14 protein-coding genes and 2 pseudogenes are annotated in these 18,617 nt (G+C 72.7%); 11 read left to right on the top strand and 5 right to left on the bottom strand.

Translation table 11 applies throughout. The features are described 5' to 3' along the window. From FMEAI12_RS04445 to rny, 3 genes and pseudogenes are all read left to right on the top strand, one after another. Positions 1-263 (top strand): annotated as a pseudogene (locus FMEAI12_RS04445) (DNA recombination/repair protein RecA); the annotation flags it as partial. Between the two features lie 74 nt (positions 264-337). Then, positions 338-910: pseudogene (gene recX / locus FMEAI12_RS04440) on the top strand (recombination regulator RecX); the annotation flags it as partial. Positions 911-1,288: 378 nt separating this feature from the next. Next, positions 1,289-3,874 carry a ribonuclease Y gene (gene rny, locus FMEAI12_RS04430; protein WP_306769300.1) on the top strand — a complete coding sequence of 862 codons (2,586 nt, stop codon included), beginning with the start codon at positions 1,289-1,291 and terminating at the stop codon, positions 3,872-3,874. Between the two features lie 53 nt (positions 3,875-3,927). Here the strand turns inward: rny and FMEAI12_RS04425 are convergent, their stop codons facing one another. The 4 genes from FMEAI12_RS04425 to FMEAI12_RS04405 form a co-directional block, all read right to left on the bottom strand. Then, complete coding sequence (locus FMEAI12_RS04425; RefSeq protein ID WP_112105060.1) at positions 3,928-4,800, bottom strand: amino acid ABC transporter permease; 873 nt, start codon at positions 4,798-4,800, stop codon at positions 3,928-3,930. After that, positions 4,797-5,504, bottom strand: a complete 708-nt coding sequence (locus tag FMEAI12_RS04420) for an amino acid ABC transporter permease (RefSeq protein ID WP_112105059.1) — start codon at positions 5,502-5,504, stop codon at positions 4,797-4,799. Before FMEAI12_RS04420 ends, FMEAI12_RS04425 begins: the two co-directional genes overlap by 4 nt. A gap of 169 nt (positions 5,505-5,673) precedes the next feature. After that, positions 5,674-6,654: a glutamate ABC transporter substrate-binding protein gene (locus tag FMEAI12_RS04415; protein WP_112105058.1), complete on the bottom strand. Its 981-nt coding sequence runs from the start codon at positions 6,652-6,654 to the stop codon at positions 5,674-5,676. Positions 6,655-6,917: 263 nt separating this feature from the next. Further along, the gene (locus FMEAI12_RS04405) at positions 6,918-7,652 is read right to left on the bottom strand and encodes an amino acid ABC transporter ATP-binding protein (RefSeq protein ID WP_071061385.1); all 735 of its coding nucleotides are present in this window, start codon (positions 7,650-7,652) and stop codon (positions 6,918-6,920) included. 511 nt (positions 7,653-8,163) lie between these two features. On the opposite strand from FMEAI12_RS04405, the gene miaB reads away from it, so the two are divergent. From miaB to hflX, 6 genes are all read left to right on the top strand, one after another. Next, positions 8,164-9,651 (top strand): tRNA (N6-isopentenyl adenosine(37)-C2)-methylthiotransferase MiaB, encoded by a 1,488-nt coding sequence (gene miaB, locus FMEAI12_RS04400; protein WP_112105056.1) that lies wholly within the window; start codon positions 8,164-8,166, stop codon positions 9,649-9,651. Beyond that, positions 9,648-10,433, top strand: coding sequence for a hypothetical protein (locus tag FMEAI12_RS04395; protein ID WP_071061356.1), 786 nt, complete (start codon positions 9,648-9,650; stop codon positions 10,431-10,433). Before miaB ends, FMEAI12_RS04395 begins: the two co-directional genes overlap by 4 nt. After that, positions 10,430-11,386 carry a tRNA (adenosine(37)-N6)-dimethylallyltransferase MiaA gene (gene miaA / locus FMEAI12_RS04390; RefSeq protein WP_112105055.1) on the top strand — a complete coding sequence of 319 codons (957 nt, stop codon included), beginning with the start codon at positions 10,430-10,432 and terminating at the stop codon, positions 11,384-11,386. The genes FMEAI12_RS04395 and miaA overlap by 4 nt, the downstream gene beginning before the upstream one ends. A gap of 101 nt (positions 11,387-11,487) precedes the next feature. Then, positions 11,488-12,543, top strand: a complete 1,056-nt coding sequence (locus FMEAI12_RS04385; protein WP_071061354.1) for an EAL domain-containing protein — start codon at positions 11,488-11,490, stop codon at positions 12,541-12,543. Positions 12,544-12,569: 26 nt separating this feature from the next. Further along, on the top strand, positions 12,570-13,463 hold the full coding sequence (gene dapF, locus FMEAI12_RS04380) for a diaminopimelate epimerase (protein WP_235013687.1): 894 nt from the start codon (positions 12,570-12,572) through the stop codon (positions 13,461-13,463). A 285-nt stretch (positions 13,464-13,748) separates the two neighbouring features. Further along, a complete protein-coding gene (hflX, locus tag FMEAI12_RS04375; RefSeq protein ID WP_112105053.1) occupies positions 13,749-15,251 on the top strand; it encodes a GTPase HflX in 1,503 nt (500 codons plus the stop codon). A gap of 115 nt (positions 15,252-15,366) precedes the next feature. On the opposite strand, the gene lexA is transcribed toward hflX, so the two are convergent. Then, positions 15,367-16,119 (bottom strand): transcriptional repressor LexA, encoded by a 753-nt coding sequence (gene lexA, locus FMEAI12_RS04370; RefSeq protein WP_071061346.1) that lies wholly within the window; start codon positions 16,117-16,119, stop codon positions 15,367-15,369. A gap of 924 nt (positions 16,120-17,043) precedes the next feature. Between lexA and FMEAI12_RS04365 the strand changes: the two genes are divergently transcribed. Then, positions 17,044-17,292, top strand: coding sequence for a LysM peptidoglycan-binding domain-containing protein (locus FMEAI12_RS04365; RefSeq protein WP_041253738.1), 249 nt, complete (start codon positions 17,044-17,046; stop codon positions 17,290-17,292). Positions 17,293-17,682: 390 nt separating this feature from the next. Then, positions 17,683-18,243, top strand: coding sequence for a transcriptional regulator NrdR (nrdR, locus tag FMEAI12_RS04360; protein WP_071061344.1), 561 nt, complete (start codon positions 17,683-17,685; stop codon positions 18,241-18,243). Positions 18,244-18,617 lie beyond the last annotated feature (374 nt).

The raw sequence follows: 18,617 nt of genomic DNA, 5'->3' as shown, positions 1-18,617 counted from the left end.
TCTACGGCGGCGGTATCAGCCGCGAGGGCTCCCTGATCGATATGGGCGTCGAGCACGGCATCATCCGCAAGTCCGGTGCCTGGTACACCTATGACGGTGACCAGCTCGGCCAGGGCAAGGAAAACGCGCGGTCATTCCTCCGCGACAACCCGGATCTGGCCAACGAGATCGAAAAGCGGATCAAGGAGAAGCTCGGCCTCTCCCCGACGCTGGACGCTGACGCTGACGCTGACGCTCCCGCCCCGGTTCCGGTGGACCTCTGACCGGGCGAGCGGCGTCCCGGCAGGAGCCGTTCCCGGCGGCTGAGCCATGGGGGACCACGACGGGCTGGCCCGCGGCCGGTGAGGAGTCCGACGGGCCGGGCGGCATGGACACATCGGCGGCCCGGCAGGCGCGGGCGGCCCGATCCGCGGGCGCCGCGGGTGATGCCGTCGCCGCCGCGCGGGAGATCTGCCTGCGCCAGCTCGCGGCGCGGTCGCGCAGCCGGGCCGAGCTCGCCACCGTGCTGCGGCGGCGCGGCGTCGCGGACGATGTGGCGGAGCAGGTCCTCGACCGTCTGGTGGAGGTCGGCCTGATCGACGACGAGGCGTTCGCGACCGCGTTCGTCTCCTCGGCTCGGGCGGGTCGGGGCCTGGGCCGCCGGGCACTGGCGACCGAGCTGCGGCGCCGGGGCGTGGCGCCTGAGGCCTCGGAGACCGCCCTGGCGGCAGTGGGCGCCGAGGACGAGGAGGAGACCGCTCGCGCCCTGGTCACCCGCCGCCTGCGCGCGATGGACGGCCTGCCCGCTCCGGTGCGGATCCGTCGCCTCGTCGCGTTGCTCACGCGAAAGGGTTACGATCTTGATCTCGCGCGCCGGGTGGTCACGGCCGCGGTGCCGGACGAGGACGGCGACGCACACAGCCTGGACTAGCACCAGACGCGCCGGATCCGGGCCCAGGGCAGGGGCGTCGCCGAAAGGGCGGCGGCTCTGGTCGGCGGGGCTCGGGGCCCGGGGCTCGCCGATGTTTTCCTTGACCGCATGAAAGCGGCAGATCTACCCTTTCACAAAGGTGCGAGGACTACCGCGCGTATGCGGTCCAGATAGCTGGCACAACTTCACATCAGGGCGAGCGTTCCTGCGGAACTCGGGCGTCGCGTGCCACCACTGCCACGGCTTTCTGCCCGTGCGTGCTGCTCGCGGCCTGTTTTTCAGGGATCCGTCGATGCATGTGCTCGTCCAGTGCCTGGTCCGGTCCCGCGCCGCTCACGCCTGTCCTGACAGGTGCAGACGGAGGCGGGAGGAGCAACCGTGGGTGCCGCCCTCATCACGCTTCTCGTGCTGCTTCTCCTCGCGGTCATCGGGCTGACACTGGTTCTGCTGCGCCTGGTACGGGCCGGTGGGCTGGGCGTGAGAGCGCGTGCCGACACCGTCACCGAGGTTCGGTCTCCCCATGACGGCGACGCGTCGCCGGTCGGCCGCCCCGGGGGAGACACGAGGCCGGCCTCGCCGAGCCCGCCGGATTCCCCGGTCTCGCGCAGAGACACGGATCCCGCCGTGCCCGCGTCGGAGGGCGTTCCGGATCCGGCCGTCGAGGCTCCGGCCACGACGGGTTCCGTGGGTCCCGGATCGATCAGCCCGGCCTCGGGCACGGCCGGGCCGGGCGTGTCCGGGCCGGAGAGCTCCACCGTGACCGGTCCCGAGCTGGGCGGTTCTGAGCCGGCCGGTTCCGGTTCGGGTGGAGCTGGGCTGGCTGGCGCCAGAGGAGCCGAGTCCGAGGCGACCAGTTCCGAACCGGCTGGTCCAGAGCAGGGCGGCCCGGAGCAGCCCGGCTCAGCACAGCTCGGTTCGAAACAGGCCAGTTCCGAACAGACTGGCGCTGAGCACGGCGGTCCCGGAACTCCCGAGTCGGGGAAGGCCGCATCCGCGGGTTCGGGCCAGGCCGGGTCCGGCGAACAGGCCGGTGCGGACCCAACGCCGGCCGGCACCGCGACCGCGCCGAAGGTACCGACCCTGCCGTCCGCGCCGACGGCGTCCGGCCGATCCGCTGACCTGGGCTCGGCCTCGCCGGCTCCGGAGGGCACGGCCTCGGGCACCGACGGCCACGCGGCCACTGCGGCCGACATGCCCGAGCCCGAGACAAGCGCTTCCGCTGCCGGGATCGGCGGAGCCGGGTCTGTGGGTGCCGGGGGCGACGGCGCGAGGCGGGAGCCTGCGAGCGCCGGTGCTGATCCCGGGTCGGTCGGCGCCGCCGCGGTCGGGGCCGCCAGGGTCGAGCTCGCGCAGATCTCGTCCATGGTCGCGGACCTTCGCCGGGAGGCGCGTGATGTTGAGGAGGAGGCCGAGCGGATCCGGCGCCGGGCCGAGCAGGACGCCGCGGAGCAGACGGAGCGGGTACGGCGGGAGGCCGAGCAGATCCGCCGGCACGCCGAGGAGGCCGCCGAGGCGATCCGGGAACGGGCGGTCGCGGACGCGGAGCTGCGGGCGTCGAGGGCGGAGGCGGCCGCCCGCGACGCGATCCACGCGGAGCGCGAGCAGATCCGCGCCGAGCTCGACGAGGATCTGCGCACCCAGCGGACCGAGCTGCGCGGCTGGGACAGCCGGCTCACCCAGCGCGAGCAGCGGGTCACAGACCAGGCTGCCGGCGTGGAGGAGCGGCTGCGCCGGCTGGAGACCCGCGAGGCCGAGCTGGCCGTCCGCGAGGCCGGGCTGGACAGCCGTGAGTCCGATCTCGGCGAGCTGGAGGAGGCCCGGCGGCGGGAGCTGGAGCGGGTGGCGGGCCTGACGTCCGCGGAGGCCCGCACCGAGCTGGTCAAGGTGGTCGAGGACCAGGCCAGGCTGGACGCCGCCGTCCGGGTGCGGGACATCGAGGCCCGAGCCGAGGAAGAGGCCGAGGACCGGGCGCGCCGGATCGTCACCCTGGCCATCCAGCGGGTCGCCTCGGACCAGACCGCCGAGTCCGTGGTGTCGGTGCTGCACCTGCCCAGTGACGAGATGAAGGGCCGCATCATCGGGCGCGAGGGTCGCAACATCCGCGCGTTCGAGTCCGTGACCGGCGTCAACGTGCTCATCGATGACACCCCGGAGGCGGTGCTGCTGAGCTGCTTCGATCCCGTGCGCCGGGAGATGGGGCGGATCACGTTGGCGGCGCTGGTGTCCGACGGCCGCATCCACCCGCACCGGATCGAGGAGGAGTACGCCCGGGCCGAACGCGAGGTCGCGGCGAAGTGCGTCCGCGCCGGTGAGGACGCCCTGATCGACGTCGGCATCGCCGAGATGCATCCCGAGCTGATCAACCTGCTGGGCCGGCTGCGCTACCGCACCAGCTACGGGCAGAACGTGCTCGCGCACCTCGTCGAGAGCGCCCACCTGGCCGGGATCATGGCGGCCGAGCTGCGGCTGCCCCCGGCGATCGCGAAGCGCGGCACGCTCCTGCACGACCTCGGCAAGGCGTTGACGCACGAGGTGGAGGGCTCCCACGCGATCGTGGGTGCGGAGATCGCCCGCCGCTACGGCGAGCACGAGGACGTCGTCCACGCCATCGAGGCGCATCACAACGAGGTCGAGCCGCGCTCCATCGGGGCCGTGCTGACCCAGGCCGCGGACCAGATCTCCGGCGGGCGCCCCGGGGCGCGCCGGGACAGCCTCGAGTCCTACGTCAAGCGCCTCGAGCGCATCGAGCAGATCGCCGCCGAACGCCCCGGGGTCGAGAAGGTCTTCGCCATGCAGGCCGGCCGCGAGGTGCGGGTGATGGTCGTGCCCGAGCTGGTCGACGACGTGGCCGCTCACCTGCTCGCCCGGGACGTCGCCAAGCAGATCGAGGACGAGCTCACCTACCCGGGCCAGATCCGGGTCACCGTGGTCCGCGAGACCCGCGCCGTCGGCATGGCCCGCTAGCCGCCATCAGCCAGGCAGCCAGCCCCGGCTGACGGACGGCCGTCCCGGGTCAGTCAGCTTCTGCCGGCCGCGACGGGGCCGGCGGTGTCGGCGGCGTCCAGCAGGATGGGCGCGGAGGTGCCGAGGCGGTGGGCCTGGCGCCGCTCGAGCCAACGCGCGGTCAGCGACAGCGAGAGGTTCACGATGATGTACATGACGGCCAGCACGGTGTACACGGGCAGGGCGTAGCGGCCGCCCAGGAACTCGACTGCCGACCGGCCCTGCCGCAGCAGCTCGGTGTACCCGATGACGAAGCCCAGCGAGGTGTCCTTCAGCAGCGTGACGAGCTGGCTGACCAGTGTCGGGCTCATCCGGCGCACGGCCTGCGGGAACTGGATCAGGGTGAAGATCTGGGTGCCGCGCAGCCCGAGCGCCGCCGCGGCCTCCGTCTGGCCCTTGTCGATGGACTGGATGCCCGCGCGGAAGATCTCGCTGAGCACCGCCCCGTTGTAGGCGGTCAGGCCGATCACGAGCGCCCAGAACGCCGAGAGGTTGATGCCGAGCTGCGGCAGGCCAAGGTAGGCGAAGAAGATCAGCATCAGCAGCGGCAGGCCGCGCAGCATCTCCACGACCGCCGTGGCCGGGATGCTGACCAGCCTGCGGTTCGACTGGCGCGCGAACGCGAGCGCCGTTCCGACGGCGACGGCGAGCACCATGCCGGTCGCGGCGGCGCGCAGCGTGTCGAGCAGGCCCTCCCACAGCAGCGTCCGCAGGTCGGGTTCGTCGAAGAAGACGCTCCACACCTCGCCGTCGAGCTGGCCCTTGTCCGACAGGCGCAACACGGCGAGGACGACGAGCGCCGCCAGCGCGGCCACCGCGACCACGCTCGCGATCAGGATGCGACGCCGGCCACGCGGGCCGGGGGGATCCGACAGCACGATGCTCATCGCGGGGTCCTCGTCAGCCGTCGTTCGGTGAGGCCGACCGCCCAGGCCAGGGACAGCGTCAGCACCAGGTAGCAGCCGATGCCGGCGAGCAGGACGGCGATGACGTCGCCGGGGTTCGCGGTGGTCAGCCGCTGACTGATCCCGGTCAGCTCCTGGACGCCGAACGCGGCGGCGATGGAGGTGTTGCGGATCAGCGCGCTGCCGACGCTGCCAAGCGGCTGGACCACGTTGCGGAACGCCTGCGGCAACACGACGAGCCGCAGCGTCTGCGAGAAGGTCAGGCCCAGCGCCCGCGCGGCCTCCGCCTGGCCCGCGTCGACGCCGTTCACCCCGGATCGCACGGCCTCGCAGACGAGCGCGGTGTGGTAGATCGTCAACGCCATGACGGCGAACGTGAAGTAGCTGAAGACGATGTCGACCTGCGGGAGTACGAAGACCACGAAGAAGAACACGATGGTCAGCGGCGTGTTACGAACGGTTTCCACGTAGGCCGTCCCCGCCCAGCGCAGCGGCGGAACCGGGCTGACCCGCATGGCCGCGAGGCCGGTGCCGAGGATCAGCGCGGACACGGCCGCGAACAGGCTCAGCCGAAGCGTCTGGACGAATCCCTCGCGGAAGATGTCGAGGTTGTCGAGGACGGCGTCGATGTGAGACCACCCGTAGTCAGCTCGGTGTTCGGAACGTTGCTCCGGGCGCCCGGCCATCCGTGCGGTCGCGGTACCCCGCGGTCGCGGTGGGCGGCCGGGACACCCGGCGTCAGCGCCCGGCGGCCCCGGGGCCCGGTGCGGGCCCGGGGCGCGCCGGGCGCCGAGGGTCAGGAAGTACGGAGGGTCAGGAAGTACGGAAGTACGGAGGTGCGGGAGGTGCGGAGGATCAGGAGGTGTAGCGGTCCACCGCGGGAGGCGTGGGCATGTCCGGCTCGACCTTGCCGATCGTGTCCTTGTAGGCCGTCTCGTACCGACCGTCGGTGTAGGCCGCTTCCAGCGTGTCGTTGATGAACGTGCGGAACTCGTCATCGCCCTTGGCGATGCCGATGCCGTAGGGCTCCGTGCTGAACGGCTCGCCGACCAGCTTGAAGGCGCCCGGGTCGGAGTCCATCAGGCCGAGCAGAATCGCGTTGTCGGTCGTGACCGCGTCCACCTGGCCGGCCTTGAGCGCCTCGGCGCACTTGCTGTAGACGTCGAACAGGGTCAGCTCGGCGTCCGGTGCCTGTGTGCGGATGCGCTCGGCCGGGGTGGAGCCGCTCACCGAGCAGACCTTCTTGCCCGCGAGCGTGTCCTTCCCGGTGATGGCGGTCTCGCCGGCCCGCACCATCAGCGTCTGACCGGCCACGTAGTACGGGCCGGCGAAGTCGACGACCTGCTTGCGCTTGTCGTTGATGGTGTAGGTGGCCACCACCAGGTCCACGCGGTGCTGCTCGATGAACGGCTCGCGGTTGGCCGAGACCGTCTCGACGAACTTGACCTTGTCCGCGGGGATCCCCAGCGCGTCGGTGATGATCCCGGCGATCTCGACGTCGAAGCCCTCGGGCTCGCCGCGCAGGTTCTTCAGGCCGAACAGCGGCTGGTCGAACTTCGTGCCGACGGTGATCGTGCCCGCCGACTGGAGCTTGGCCATCGTGCTCCCCGCCGGGAACGTGGTGGCGGTGGCGGCGGCCGGCTCGTCGGAGCTGTCGTCGTCGCCGCAGGCGGACAGCGTGAGCGAGCCGGCCAGTGCCGCGGCGAGCAGCAGGGCCGCGCCGCGCAGCGGCCGCCGCGGGCGGGAGCCCGAGGCCGCGCGGGTGGTGGAGTCGGTTGCGTCGATGGCGTCCGTGGGGGCCGTTCGCCGTTTGCTACGGGTGAGCGACATGCGCATGGGCGATCCTTTCCAGAAGTTCGACGTCGGGATTCAGATAGCGCTTTCTGCGGCTGCTGACCGCACCGCCGTAGGGGTGTTCGGTCCCACAATTCCAGTGGATGCGGTCGATGAGGGTCGGCTCCGCGACAGGGCCACCGATCATCCCGGTGTAGCCGGTCGGCGCCCGGTGCAGCTGGTCGGCCCGGCGTAATCCGATCGCGAACCGGCTGGGTCGGCTCCGGGGCACGACAGGTCTCGGCGGCGGGCTCGTTTCCGCTGGATCAATGAGTGAGGACCTTCGCCAGGAAGTCGGCGGCGCGTTCACTTGCCGGGGCGGCGAAAAAGTTCTTCGGCGGGGCCACCTCGAGCAGCCGGCCGTCGGCCATGAACACCACGCGGTCGGCCGCCGAGCGGGCGAAGCCCATCTCGTGCGTCACCACGATCATCGTCATGCCGGACGCGGCCAGCGACCGCATGACGTCCAGGACCTCCTGGATCATCTCCGGGTCGAGCGCCGACGTCGGCTCGTCGAAGAGCATCAGCTTCGGCTCCATCGCCAGCGCCCGGGCGATGGCCGCCCGCTGCTGCTGGCCGCCGGAGAGCTGGCGCGGGAGCCGGTCGGCCTTGTCCGCGATGCCGACACGTTCCAGCAGCGCCCGGGCTTTCTCCTCGGCCTCGGCGCGCCTGACGCCGTTCACCCTGCGCGGGCCGAGCGTGATGTTGTCCAGGATCGTGCGGTGCGCGAACAGGTTGAACGACTGGAACACCATGCCGACCTGGGCGCGCATGCGGGCCAGCTCCCGGCCCTCGGCGGGCAGCGGCCGGCCGTCGAAGGTGATGCGGCCCTCGTCGATGGTCTCCAGGCGGTTGACGCACCGGCACAGCGTCGACTTTCCCGAACCGGAGGGGCCGATGACGCACACGACCTCGCCGGCCTCGACCGTCAGGTTGATGTCATTCAGGACACGGTTCTTCCCGAAGGACTTGCTGACGCCTTCCAAGGTCACCAGCGGCATGTCGCCCTCCCGGCTCTTGTGATCGACGGGAGGCGGATGGGCGCGGCGCCAACGGAGACACGCGATCGACCGGAACTGCGGGACGGACGGGCCTGAACGGGTTCCGGCCATCGCATCATGGTCGTGAACATTTTCGAATGCTACGCCCCGATCATCCGCAATGGCGGTGTTCGCTCGGTGGTTTTACCTGTCAGGAACAGGATGTACCACGGACGCGGCGCACCCGGTGGCGGTCCCGACACGTCCGGCACGTTCCGGGGTGAAGCACACGGGCGTGTGTGGGCGCGGCAGGTGCTGGTCGGCCTCATCGGTCCAGCCGTGCGTCGGCCCGGTCGGCCCGCCTGGCCTGGTCGGCCCGCCGGCTCGACTCGTGCCCCCGGGCCCTGCCTGCCGAGCCTGCCGCGAGCGCACGTGCCGCGCCGGTCCCTGCGCTTGACGCGAAGGACGAGGTTCGAAGGAGTCGATCCCGGCGTGTCGAACGGTGTCCGGGTGCGGGCCGTAGGCTGGGTGGGTGAGCGGCCGTAGCTACCAGGTCCGGACGTTCGGCTGTCAGATGAACGTGCACGACTCCGAACGGCTCGCCGGCCTTCTCGAGTCCGCCGGCTACGTTCCGGCCTCGGAGGGGTCCGACGCCGACGTCGTCGTGTTCAACACCTGCGCTGTCCGTGAGAACGCCGACAACCGGTTGTACGGAAACCTCGGTCATCTGTACCCGGCGAAGAAGAGCAACCCGGCGATGCAGATCGCGGTGGGTGGCTGCCTCGCGCAGAAGGACCGGTCGGTGATCCTGGATCGCGCGCCCTGGGTCGACGTCGTGTTCGGCACCCACAACATCCATCGGCTGCCGGTGCTGCTCGAGCGGGCCCGGCACAACTCCGCCGCCCAGGTGGAGATCGCCGAGGCGCTCGAGGTCTTCCCGAGCAGCCTGCCGGCCCGCCGGGCCAGCCATCACTCGGCGTGGGTCAGCATCAGTGTGGGCTGCGACAACACCTGCACCTTCTGCATCGTGCCGAGCCTGCGCGGCGGTGAGCGCGACCGGCGTCCCGGCGACGTGCTCGCCGAGGTGGAGGCGCTGGTCGCCGAGGGCGCGCTGGAGATAACGCTGCTCGGCCAGAACGTGAACTCCTACGGGCGCTCACTGGGCGACCCGGGCGCGTTCGCGAAGCTGCTGCGCGCGTGCGGCCGGGTCGAGGGGCTGGAGCGGGTCCGTTTCACCTCACCGCATCCGCGCGATTTCACCGACGACGTCATCGAGGCGATGGCGCAGACGCCGAACGTGTGCCCACAGCTGCACATGCCGCTGCAGTCGGGGTCGGACGTGGTGCTGCGCCGGATGCGGCGCAGCTACCGCCGGGAGCGTTTCCTCGGCATCGTCGAGCGGGTCCGCGCGGCCATGCCGGACGCCGCGATCACCACCGACATCATCGTCGGATTCCCGGGTGAGACCGAGGCCGACTTCGCCGACACCCTGGACGTCGTCCGTACCGCGCGTTTCGCCGGGGCGTTCACCTTCAAGTACTCCCCGCGTCCCGGCACGCCCGCGGCCGAGATGGACGGCGCCGTCGATCCCGCGGTGGTCTCCGAGCGCTACGGGCGGCTCGCGAGCCTGCAGGACGAGATGTCGTGGGCGGAGAACCGGGCGCAGGTCGGGCGCCGGGTCGAGATCGTCGTGGCAGAGGGGGAGGGGCGCAAGGACTCCGCCACCGGCCGCCTCTCCGGACGCGCCCGCGACGGCCGCCTCGTCCACCTGCTGGTGACCGGGCCGCATGCGCAGGAGGGGCTCGTCCGGCCGGGCGACGTCGTGGAGACCGTGGTGACCAGGGGCGCGCCGCACCACCTGACGGCGGACGGCCCGCTGCTCACCCACCGCCGGACCCGCGCCGGTGATGCCTGGGCCGCCGGCCGCGCCATCGCCGGCGACACCCCGAGCCCGGAGGACCGCCCCGCGGTCTCTCTGGGGATGCCGCAGCTGCGCCCGAGCGCCCCCGCCGCGCGGTGACCCTGGTCGCCGCGGCTGTCTGCCCGCATCCGCCGCTGCTGGTCCCGCAGGTCGCCGGGGTGGACCCGGTCGAGGTCCGCGACCATGCCAGCGCGGCCGTCGCCCGGCTGTGCGCCCTCGCCCCGGACCACATCGTGGTCGTCGGCGACGATGCCGCGGACGCCCACTACGCCGGGTCGGCCGTCGGCTCGCTGGCCGGGTTCGGGGTCGACCTGAGCTTCTCGCTCGGTGCGTCGGGCACGGGTCCGGCCGTGCTCCCGCTGTCGCTCACCATCGGAGCCTGGCTGCTGCGTGAGGCGGGCTGGGCCGGGCGGTGCTCGGCCCGCGGGGTGCCGGCGGCGACCGGGCCGGCGGCGGCCGCCGCGATCGGCGCCGACCTCGTGGCCACCGCGGAGGCGGACGGGTCCCGGCTCGCCCTGCTGATCATGGGCGACGGGAGTGCCCGGCGGACGGTGAAGGCCCCCGGCAGCCTGGACCCGCGGGCCGCCGCGCACGACGCCTCGGTCTCCGCCGCGCTCGCCACGCTGGACGTCACGGCGCTGCTCGCCCTCGATCCCGCGCTCGCGGCCGACCTGCTCGCGCCGGGCCGGGCGTCCTGGCAGGTCCTCGCCGGCGCGCTGCGCCGCGCGACGCCGGGCGACCCGGCCCGCTCCTGGACGAGCCTGGTCCGCTACGACGACGCCCCGTTCGGGGTCGGCTACCTGGTCGTCGGATGGGAGCGCGCGGACGGCACCCGGGGCGACCGGCAGGAGAAGCGGGCCACCGCGCAGAGCGGCCGGTGACCGCGTCCCGTGACGGCGCCGGCCTGACCAACGGTGCCACCCGAGCCGATCAGGCCGGGCCGGTCATCGCGGTCGTCGGCCCGACCGGCGCCGGTAAGAGCGACCTGGCGGTCGAGATCGCCCTCGAGCTCGGTGGGGAGATCGTCAACGCCGACTCGATGCAGCTCTACCGGGGCATGGACATCGGCACGGCGAAGATCCCGATGGTCGAGCGCCGCGGCGTGCCCCACCATCTGCTGGACGTCTGGGAGATCACCCGCGCCGCGGACGTCGCCAGCTACCAGGCCGACGCCCGGCGGGTCGTCAGCGGCCTGCTCGCCGCCGGCCGGGTGCCGATCCTGGTCGGCGGATCTGGCCTGTACGTGCGGGCGGTTCTGGACGATTTGTCATTTCCCGGCACCGACCCGGCCGTCCGCGCCCGGCTCGAGCGCGAGCTCGCCGAGGTCGGGCCGGGGCCGCTGCACGAGCGGCTGACGGGGCTGGCGCCGACCGCCGCCGCGGCGATCCTGCCCGGCAACGGGCGGCGGATCGTGCGGGCGCTCGAGGTCGTCGAGCTCACCGGCACATTCGAGGCAACTTTGCCCGGATATCGATCGATTTATGACGTCGTTCAGGTCGGCGTGGACCGCCCGGACCTGGACACGCGGATCGCCGACCGGGTGGAGCTGATGTGGCGCGCGGGCTTCGTCGACGAGGTCGCGGCGCTCGCGGAGGCGGGGCTGCGCGACGGGCGGACCGCCTCGCGTGCCCTCGGATACGCGCAGGTCCTGGCCGTCCTCGACGGAGCAATGGACTCCATGGACGCGGCCAAACAGGCCACAACAACGGCCACCAGGCGCTTCGCTCGTCGGCAAAGATCCTGGTTCCGGCGTGATCCGCGGATATCCTGGCTGGAATTTCCGGATGTCGCCGCGGCGCTCGCCGAGGTACGACGTCTGGTGGGTTCGCTCTGATATCGGGTTCGCTCTGACGTGTGGCCGGCCCAGCGCCGCGGGACCTTCGCCTGACCCGTCGGCCCGGGTCCCGGCCCATCCCGGCGTCTGGAGAGTTCGACGTGACCGCGCTCGACCTTGCCCTGGTTCCCGCGCTGTACGCCTCGTTCGACGACGGTTCGCTACGCCTGCACTACCAGCCGGACGTCGACCTTCGTAACGGCTCCGTCCCGGGGATGCAGGCGCGGCCCCGCTGGGCGCACGCCGAGTTCGGGCTGCTCGGCCCGGCGGCCTTCATGCGCGTCGCCGAGGCCGCCGGACTGGTCGGCCAGGTACACCAGTGGGTGCTGCGGATGGCGGTCACGGAGGCGCGGACCTGGCACCGGATGGCCGCGGGGACCTCCGTCCGCCCGCCGCGGCTGTGGGTGCGCATCGACGGCCGTCATCTCGCCCGCCCGGAGTTCCTCGCCGAGGTGGAGCGGCTGGTGCTGGGGCGGTCGCTGCCGGCGGGCGCCGTCGGCCTGCAGTTCACCGAGGACACGCTGGCGTTCGCGCCTCCCGCGCTGCCCCGCCTGCTGGCGCGGCTGCGGGACCTCGGCGTCGCGGTGGGCGTCGACGCGTTCGGCACGTGGTACGGCTCGTTGTCCACCCTCGACGTGCTCCCGCTGGACCTGGTGCGGATCGACGGGCAGTTCCTGCGGGCGACGATCCGCGACATGGAGGGCGAGGCGGCCTTCGCCTCCCTGGTGGGCGTGGCGCATCGGCGGCGCATGGTCGTCGTCGCCGAGGACGTCGACACCGCGGTGCTGGCGGACCGGGTCGGCAGGCTGGACTGCGACCGGGTGTCCGGGCCGCTCTTCTGCCCGCCGGTACCGGTGGAGGACGCCCGCATGATCGCGCTCGGCCGCGGCCGGCCGGACAGGTGGTACAAGCCGTCCGCTGAGACCCGGGCCGAGCCCGGCTTCCGGCCGGCGAGCCAGCCCGGGTGGTCCGGCGCCACCCCCGGCCGCCCTGGCCCTCGGCCTGGACGTCCCGGCGACCAGTACGGGCGTCCTGGCGACCCGCAGGGACGTCCCGCCCAGCCGACGCGTTCGGGAGGTACCGCGCAGTCAGGAGGTACCGCGTATCCGGGTGGTTCGGGGCGAGGGGACCGTTCGCGGGCGGCTGCCGCGGGGTGAGCCCGCCGCGGCCGTACGATCGCGGCGTGCGCTTCGTCAAGGGACACGGAACGGGTAACGACTTCGTCATCCTGCCGGATGCCGACGGCGAGCTCGATCTCAGCCCCGAGCTGGTGCGGGCGCTGTGCCACCGGGGCACCGGCATCGGCGCCGACGGGGTGCTGCGGGTCGTGTTGACCGCGGCCGAGCCCGCCGCCGGCGACAGTGCGGCCGCCCGCTGGTTCATGGACTATCGCAACGCCGACGGGTCGATCGCCGAGATGTGCGGCAACGGGATCCGGGTGTTCGCCCGCTATCTCGTCGACGCGGGTTACGCCGCGCCCGGCCGTCTCGTCATCGCCACCCGGGCCGGCCTGCGGGCGGTCGAGGTGCCGACGGGCGGCGACGTCACCGTCGAGATGGGACCGCCCGAGCTGGCCGCCGGCCCGGTGCCGGTCACGGTCGCCGGGCGGGAGTTCGCCGCCGTGCCGGTCTCGATGGGGAACCCGCACGCGGTCTGCTTCGCCGACGACCTCGACCCGGCCGGCCTGGCGCGCCTGGATCTGCGCGCGCCGGCCTATCCGGCCGCCGCCTTCCCCGAGGGCGTGAATGTCGAGGTCGTCGTCCCGGCTCCGGACGGGGTCGCCATGCGGGTCTTCGAGCGGGGCGTCGGTGAGACCGCGTCCTGCGGCACCGGCGCGTGTGCCGTCGCTGTGGCCTGGGCGGCCCGCAATGGCGATGGGCCGCCCGCAGAGGTCGAGGTCGACCTCCCCGGCGGGCGGCTGACCGTCGGCTGGCGGGAGTCGACCGTCCTGCTCAGTGGCCCGGCCGTGCTGGTGTCGGACGGTGTCCTTCGTCCCGACTGGCTGCGCGCGGCGGGTGGCTTCGGCCCGGCGGCTCCCGCGGGCGAGCGGCGTCCGAGCGTTGTCGGGGCCGGCTGAGCGCGGCCGGGGCAGGCAGGGCGAAGTCCCTCGATCTCCCTCGGGGACCCGTAGCGCGTGGGTGCGCCCGGGCGTCGGGCCGGGTGCCCGACTCAGGTCCGCCGATGTCGTCCGGTGGCGGGCGCCGTCCGGTAAAGGGTTCGCGATCGCGGGTACGCCGTGTCACCCTGGGGATGACGGTGTTTCATCGGCCGGGCGAACCCGGCTGATGGGGCGAAAGAGTGCCGTCCCGGCCGGGGCGGACTGGAATGACGCGGTCACCGTGCCGCGTTGAGAACGGATGGTATGAGTCTTCGCGCTGACGCCGCTGTGGCGTCCACCCGGCATCTGAAACTGCACTCGGGCGAAAACGACGGCCACGAGGGTCGTGACGGTCGCGCCGGCACCGCGCTCGCCCTGGCCGAGGCCGACGGGTTCTCGTTCTTCGACGAGGAGGGCGACGGGCTCGACCTGGAGGACCGTGGCGCGCTGCGCCGTGTCCCGGGCCTCACCACCGAGCTCGAGGACGTCACCGAGGTCGAGTACCGCCAGCTCCGGCTGGAACAGGTCGTTCTGATCGGGGTGTGGACGTCGGGCTCGCAGGTCGAGGCCGAGGCGTCCATGGCGGAGCTGGCCGCGCTCGCCACCACCGCCGGCTCGGTCGTGCTCGACGCGCTCGTGCAGCGCCGGGACAGGCCCGACGCAGCGACCTTCGTGGGCTCCGGCAAGGCCAAGGAGCTCGCCGAGATCGTACTGGCGACCGGCGCGGACACGGTGATCTGCGACGGCGAGCTGACCCCCGGCCAGCTGCGCCAGCTCGAGGAGGTCGTCAAGGTCAAGGTGATCGACCGGACGGCGCTGATCCTCGACATCTTCGCCCAGCACGCGACGTCGCGCGAGGGCAAGGCGCAGGTCGAGCTCGCCCAGCTGCAGTACATGCTGCCGAGGCTGCGCGGCTGGGGTGAGTCGATGTCCCGGCAGGCCGCCAGCGGCGGCCGGGCGCCGATCGGTACCCGTGGCCCCGGTGAGACGAAGATCGAGACGGACCGTCGCCGGCTGCGCGCGCGCATCACCAAGCTGCGCCGAGAGCTCACCGGGATGGCCACCGTCCGGGCGACCAAGAGGTCGTCACGCCGCCGCGGTGCCGTTCCCGCCGTCGCGATCGCCGGCTACACCAACGCCGGCAAGTCGTCGCTGCTCAACCGACTGACCGGGGCGGGCGTACTGGTCGAGGACGCGCTGTTCGCGACCCTCGACCCGACGGTGCGCCGGGCCACGCTGCCCGACGGCCGGATCTTCACCCTGGCCGACACGGTCGGCTTCGTGCGCCACCTGCCGCACCAGATCGTCGAGGCGTTCCGCTCGACGCTCGAGGAGGTGGTGGACGCCGACCTCGTCCTGCACGTCGTCGACGGTTCGGCCCCGGACCCGATGGGGCAGATCTCGGCCGTGCGCGAGGTGCTCGCCGAGATCGACGCGGCCGGGGTGCCCGAGCTCATCGTGGTCAACAAGGTGGACGCGGTCGACCCGACCACGCTCGCCGTCCTGCGTCAGGCGGTGCCGGACGCCATCTTCGTCTCGGCGCGGTCCGGGGCGGGGCTGCAGGAGCTGGTGGAGGCGCTCTCGGCGCGGATACCGCACCCGGAGGTCGAGATGTCCCTGCTGGTGCCCTACACCCGGGGCGATCTCGTCTCCCGCATCCACCAGATCGGCGAGGTGCTTCGAGTTGAGCACACCGGCAAGGGCACCGAGGTCGCCGCGCGCGTGCCCGTGGGCCTGGCCGCCGAGCTGGAGCCGTTCCGCGCCTGACGGCCCTGCCTGAACACCAGCCCCGACGGAACACCGCGAGCTGAACACCGCACCGGTCAGACGCCTGACGTCTGACCGGTGCCCGGCCTGCCCGGTGCCGGCCGCGTGCCGGGGATCAGACCCGGCGCATCACCGCCACGATGCGGCCGAGGATGGTCGCGTCCTCGGCCGGGATGTCGGAGAATGCCGGGTTCTCCGGCGCCAGCCACACCCGGCCGTCGCGCTGCCGGAACCGCTTGACCGTGGCCTCCCCATCGATCATCGCCGCGACGATCTCGCCGTTGTCCGCCACCGGCTGCTGCCGGACGACGACGAAGTCGCCGTCACAGATGGCGGCATTGATCATCGACTGGCCGACCACCTTGAGCAGGAACAGAGTTCCCTCGCCGACGATCTCCTTCGGCAGCGGGTAGACGTCCTCGATCGCCTGCTCGGCGAGGATCGGCCCACCGGCGGCGATCCGCCCCACCAGGGGGACGTAGGTGGGCGTGCCGGCCTCCAGCGCCGTGGTCTCGGCGGGTGCGCCGGCCGCCGCCGCGGCACCCGCGCGGGAACGCCCGCCGGCCTTCGCGCCGCCGATCGGAAGCACCTCCATCGCCCGCGGCCGGTTCGGGTCGCGCCGGAGGAACCCCTTCTCCTGCAGCACCTTGAGCTGGTGTGCCACGCTGCTGGTGCTGGTCAGGCCGACAGCCTCGCCGATCTCCCGGACGCTCGGCGGGTATCCACGCCGCTCCACCGCGGACCGGATGACCTCGAGCACCTTCTTCTGCCGCTGCGTCAGGCCCGAGGCGTCCGCGGGGCTGTCGGGAAAATCCCGGACGTTGCCACGGGTGTCACCTCGGCGGGTACCCCGTTCCTGGCTGGTCATCGCTTACCGCTCTCCTGTCGATGCTTCCGCGCGGCGGATGGTGCCACCGGCGGCTGCCAAGGACCGGGTGGTCGACGGCCCGGCTCCGCCAACACCCACCCGGTCGTTCCAATGCTTTGTCCGATTAGTAACTTTTGATCGGTTCGGCTGATCGGTTTGGCAGGGTCCTTCGTGCTCGGTTCATCTCGCACGATCGTCCACAACTGATCGTCCTTGACGGTAGTCGGCCGGTCGCCGAATCTCAAACGTCTGTTCGAGCGTGTCGGGGGAAGTGTGCGTGGCGGCCGTGTAAGAATCGCTCAGGCGTTCGATCGAACGAGTGTTCGCGCCTGGGAGGTTGGCATGACCGACGGTGGCGGTGCGGCCGGTGGGAATGCGTCAGTTCGGCGGGGTCACCCGGTGTCTCGCAGCTGCGCGCTGCGGCAGGGTGCGCAGGTCGCGACGGGTGCGCGGGGGGCGCGCGGCGTGCGTGGAGCCGCGGTGGGCGGAGTCGCCGTCCGTGGCCGCGGGGTGCGGGGGGTGGCGGTGCGCGGCATGGGCCGCGTGCCGGTAGGGCGCCCGGTTCGCTCTCGTGGCGCCCGATGTGGTCTCTCGGGGGCTGCTCCGGCCGCCACGGTGCCGCCCGGTGAGTCCAGGCGGGGCGGTGAGCGGCGATCCGGGGCGTCCGTCATCGAGATGCCCGGCATGTGGTGGCGTGAGGCAGCCGTCGGGCTGGTCGCGGCCGGGTCGGCCGCCGCGGCGCCCGGGCCGCGTCCTGGGCCGAGTGGGCAGTCCCAGCCCCAGCGTCCCCGGCCTCAGCCCCACGCCCGGCCTGAAGCTCGACCTCGACCTCGGGCCGGGTCCCGGTCCCGGTCGCGGGCCGGTGGGCGGGGGAGGCCGGGTGCGCGGCCGCCGCTGCGGCTGACCAGGCGCGGCCGCATCGTCGTGGTGGCGCTGGCGAGCACGCTCCTCGGCCTTGTCTTCTCGTTGGTGCTGGTGACGGCGTCACAGGCGTTCACCGGCGTCCCGGTGAGCTACCGGACGCACGTCGTGCGGTCCGGGGAGACACTCTGGGAGATCGCCCACGAGGCCGCCCCCGAGGCCGACACCCGCGACACCGTCCGCGGGCTCATGACCCTGAACGGCCTCGACACGGTGACGCTCATGCCCGGTCAGGAGCTCCGGCTCCCCTGACCCGGCTTTCCTGCTGCGGCCCCGATGCCCCGATAGCTCGGCGGCCCGGCATGCCCGGGGCTTTCGGTGCGTCAGGTGTTGCGGCTGCCCCACCGAGGGCACGTCCGGCTGGTGTCACCGCCTGTCGTGGCCCCGGCGCGGGCTGGCGAGAACACACCTGAGGACCACATGCGCCGGAGGGGCCGGTGTCGGATCTGTCGGGGGTGTGCGCTACGGTGGACACAACATCTTGTAGTTGCAGCACCGCAAGTCATCCACAGGTTGTTACACAGGTAATCCACAGGGCCTTGACCGTCTGTCCGCAGGGCCGCCGGTCGAGGTGACGGAACCCAGTCGGACGCACCCCGCGGGCGGCAGTGTCAGCCTGCCCGGGGTGGAGGGGAGCGGACCATGCGGTGCCCTTTCTGCCGGCATCCCGACAGCCGTGTCGTCGACAGCAGGGAGGCCGAGGAAGGCGCCGCGATCCGGCGCCGGCGGTCGTGTCCGGCCTGTGGCCGTCGGTTCACGACCATGGAGGAGGCCTCCTTGCGGGTCCGTAAGCGCAGCGGGGCCACCGAGCCCTTCAGCCGCGCGAAGGTGATCGTGGGAGTGCGCAAGGCGTGCCAGGGTCGCCCCGTCCGGTCGGACGATCTGGCGCTGCTGGCGGAGCGGGTCGAGGAGACGGTGCGTTCCTCGGGCTCCGCGGAGGTGGCCGCCGAGGATGTCGGCCGAGCGATCCTCGGCCCCCTCCGGGAGTTGGACGAGGTGGCCTACCTCCGCTTCGCCTCCGTCTACCTGGCGTTCGAGTCGCTCGGCGACTTCGAGGCGGCGATCGCGGCCCTGCGTGCCGAGTCGGCTGGCGGCGGTGAGTCGCCCGTCGCCGGGAAGCCGACCGCGATGCCGGCGGCCACCGGGGCCTCGGCTGTCGTCGTTCCGGTGACCACGGGCCCACGGGCGGCGGCCGGCCCCTGACGTACCGGCCCGAGGTCCCGGAACCGGGATCCGGGCGTCCATGAGTGACCCAGCCTGATCCGCGCCGGCCTCACGAACCCGGGCAGGTGGGCCGCCTGCCGCCTGCCGGCTCCGGCATCGCGGGCCGGGAGCGGGGGAGGCGTCGAGGCGCGGTCCGGCGAGCGTCCAGGTCCGTGTAACGACCTGGAATGGAACCAGCCTGGAGCCGTGTCGGTGCGGAGCCGGAGCCACACGGTCTCGGAGCCGCGGTGGTCCGTGTACTGCGCGAGGCCACGGGAGCCGCCCGCGGCGCACGTAATACAGGCATCGGCGCATGCGCCGCGGCCAGCACCTTTGCACCTGATGTTCGGACCCGACCACCAGTGCCCCTGCCC

Source organism: Parafrankia sp. Ea1.12 (assembly GCF_900465275.1).
GTDB classification, from domain to species: Bacteria; Actinomycetota; Actinomycetes; order Frankiales; family Frankiaceae; genus Parafrankia; species Parafrankia soli.
Note: the sequence above shows the minus strand (reverse complement) of the source record. Positions and strands in the feature narration are given on the sequence as shown.